This is a genomic window from Photobacterium sp. OFAV2-7 (assembly GCF_022347985.1).
Classification (GTDB): Bacteria; Pseudomonadota; Gammaproteobacteria; order Enterobacterales; family Vibrionaceae; genus Photobacterium.
The window spans coordinates 1-2,894 of the sequence record NZ_JAKRFQ010000686.1 but is presented as its reverse complement, the minus strand read 5'-3'; the positions used below and the strand labels follow the sequence as shown (position 1 = coordinate 2,894).

Below are 2,894 nucleotides of genomic sequence, written 5' to 3'. Positions count from 1 at the left end.
GTGATGATTTCAAGCCTGGCTAACCCTTATTGGCGCCGTGCATTTTGGCAGGTGCGAAGAGTTCCGATCTACTAAGAGTTCCGATTTACTAACTAATAGATGTTTTTGCGGTTTTAAATGTAAAAATGAGCCCGGGTTCTCGCAAAAACGGCCAACGCCTCCCATACTTTTGCTGTAGGAATTATTTCCTGGAGGTGATTATGGCCATGGCAATTACAGTAGGGCAATTCCTCAATAGTCATAATGTGGATTTTAGCCTTACCCAACACCGTCATACCGACACATCTTTCAGTTCTGCTATCTCTGCGCACGTCCCGACTTCGCAAGTGGCGAAAGCCGTTATGCTCAAAGATCAGAATGGTGAATACCTGATGGCTGTCGTTCCGTCTAACCGGCGGGTAATGATCGACAAAATTGGCCGGATGATGGGTAAACAGTATTTCTTGATCGGCGAGCACGAACTACCAGAGATCTTTCAGGATTGCGATCCTGGGGCTGTCCCTTCATTAGGACAAGCTTACAAGGTAAATATGTTGGTAGATGACCTATTGCTTGAGCAAGATGAACTCTATATCGAGTCGGGGGATCACGAAAATTTGATCCACTTGGATAACAAGCAATTCCATAAAGTTATGCATGATATTCCGCACGAAAATATCAGTGGATATCGAATGATGTTTTCTCACGAACAGGAGAGCCGAAGAGGCTGGGATTGGGAATAATCATTTAGCTGGCTGACAAGATAATGTACATGTTGTGATTAGGAAAACACCCGCAAGATTGGTCAATCTCGCGGGTGTTTATTGTGTAGCTTATTGGTTAAGCAGCATTCTTAGCCATAGTCCCGGTGGTGTACTGAAACCGGTGGTGGCAGAGGTTATTTTTCCTTCCTTGATGATGACGACTGTCGGGGTGGCTGTTATTCCCCATTCGCGCCCCAGTTCACTACGGTTATCATTGATCACCCGGAATGAATAGTCATGGCTTTCAACGAAGGCATTGAGCCGTCTGTTGTCACCGGATGACAGGGCAATGGTGACTACCTCGAAGTGATCGCTCATCCAGTCAACGGTCGGGGTAACAAACTTACACGCCGCGCACCATGTTGCCCAAAAATAGACCATCACAGGCTTTTCATGGCTCAGGGTAACTAGGTTGATGTGCTCGCCTTGAGTTGTTTGAGTAACAAGCTGAGGAATGTGTCCTTCCGGCATATCCTGGCTTCGCCAGTAGTCCATCAAGGTGCTGAAGGTGACAAACATAATAATGACCAACACGGCTTCTTTCAGCCAGTGTCTGGCCCTTCGCTTTTTCTTCGCTGGCTTGTGAGATGATGTAGGCTGCTCGTCCATTAATTACTCCTGTCCGCCAGCTGTCTTTATTGTCTGCATGACTTCTTCGTTGCTTAAAATAACCGGTAGCGGGAGTCCCTGTGGTGCATTCGGGCCATAGACAATATTGAACGGCACACCGAAACGTCCATTGGACTGAAGGTAGCCTGTGACGTATTCAGACGGTCTGGTCCAGTCACCACGCATCAGAACGATGTTATCTTCTCCGAGTTCGGAATAGACAGGATCCTGCAGCAATACACCAATCTTGTTGGCTTTGCAGGTTATACACCAGTCGGCGGTCACATCGACAAACACCGTTTTTCCCTGACTGACCGCCAGCTCAATCTGCTTGGTGTCTAAAGGCTGCCAGGCATGATCTGCAGGAAGAGGCTTAGCCCATTGATCGGCGGTCACACTGCCTAGGAGCAAGCTGCCAGCAGTACCAAAGAGCAGAAATGCCAGAGTCAGAATAACAGGCTTACGGCCTTTGACGTTGCCCAGCCGCCATAGCAGAGCAATCACGAGTACGACACCGACACCAGAGACCACCCAGAGACTAAAGAAATTAGCCATCAGGCTAAGCAGCCACAGACTAGTTGTCAGTATCATAAAGCCGAACAGGGTTTTCAGTTTGTTCATCCACGCGCCGGGTTGGGGCAGTAGTCTGGCAACTGTCGGGAAAGCGGCAATAACCAGCCAGGGAGCTGCCATACCGATAGCTAGTGCGGTAAATATTGCGATTAGCGTAATGATGTCGGCGCCGAGCGCAAATGCCACGGCAGTTCCCAGGAAAGGGGCGCTGCAGGGCGTGGCCAGCAAGGTGGCAAACATGCCCTGGATGAAGTGACCGGCATAGGAGCTGTCACCGCGTGAGGCGAGCCAGGTATTGGTATTGCTGGACAGGCGGATTTCGAACAGGCCGAACATGTTAGCCGCAAACAAGCCGGTGATCAGCACCATTGCCGCAATGAAGTAGGGGCTCTGGAATTGCACTCCCCAGCCAAGCGCCTGACCTGAGAGTTTTAATACGATCAAAAAGCCGGCGAGCAGCCAGAAGGAGACAAGAATACCGGCTGCCGATGCAAGAAACTGAGTACGGATTTGACGCTGTTGAAGTGTCTTGGCTGAAATCACAGTGCTGAGTTTCATGCCGAGTACCGGAAGGACACAAGGCATGACATTGAGAATAAGCCCACCTAGCAATGCAATGGCGATAACTTCGAGCAGGCTTACGCTGCTGTTTGCAGGGAGCGGTAAATCTGAGACGACACCGGGGATCTCCACGGCGATGTCATTGTCACTGATGGTCGCATTCAATGTCTGATTGAGCAGGTTCGGTGTACCAAACCAGCTGGTGACTTTCAGCTGGGCAATAAGCTGATTGCCGTCAATACGGATTGAAGGGGTACGGAATGACGAGTCCATGGCCTGCTGCGAGCTACCGTCGATAAATACGTCGGGCTGTTGCCATCCCTGAGGGTTGGTGGCGACAACAGACAGGGTCCGGCTGCCGGCATCCCAGGAGATTTGATCCAGTGAAATGACGCTTGATTGTTTAGG

At 50.1% G+C, this 2,894-nt stretch carries 3 protein-coding genes; 1 reads left to right on the top strand and 2 read right to left on the bottom strand.

The genetic code is table 11. From position 1 onward, the window contains the following. Positions 1-206 precede the first annotated feature (206 nt). Positions 207-722: an aminoacyl-tRNA deacylase gene (locus tag MHN01_RS23060; RefSeq protein WP_239413686.1), complete on the top strand. Its 516-nt coding sequence runs from the start codon at positions 207-209 to the stop codon at positions 720-722. A gap of 90 nt (positions 723-812) precedes the next feature. Here the strand turns inward: MHN01_RS23060 and MHN01_RS23055 are convergent, their stop codons facing one another. Both MHN01_RS23055 and MHN01_RS23050 read right to left on the bottom strand, forming a co-directional pair. Continuing rightward, a complete protein-coding gene (locus tag MHN01_RS23055) occupies positions 813-1,352 on the bottom strand; it encodes a protein disulfide oxidoreductase (protein ID WP_239413685.1) in 540 nt (179 codons plus the stop codon). 3 nt (positions 1,353-1,355) lie between these two features. Continuing rightward, positions 1,356-2,894, bottom strand: a 1,539-nt coding sequence (locus MHN01_RS23050) for a protein-disulfide reductase DsbD (protein WP_239413683.1), incomplete at its 5' end; no start/stop codon positions are given.

What these genes read in the sequence shown, in the direction of transcription:
- MHN01_RS23060 (WP_239413686.1), top strand. Translation starts at nt 207, where the DNA reads ATGGCAATTACAGTAGGGCAATTCCTCAATAGTCATAATGTGGATTTT.
- MHN01_RS23055 (WP_239413685.1), bottom strand. Translation starts at nt 1,352, where the DNA reads ATGGACGAGCAGCCTACATCATCTCACAAGCCAGCGAAGAAAAAGCGA.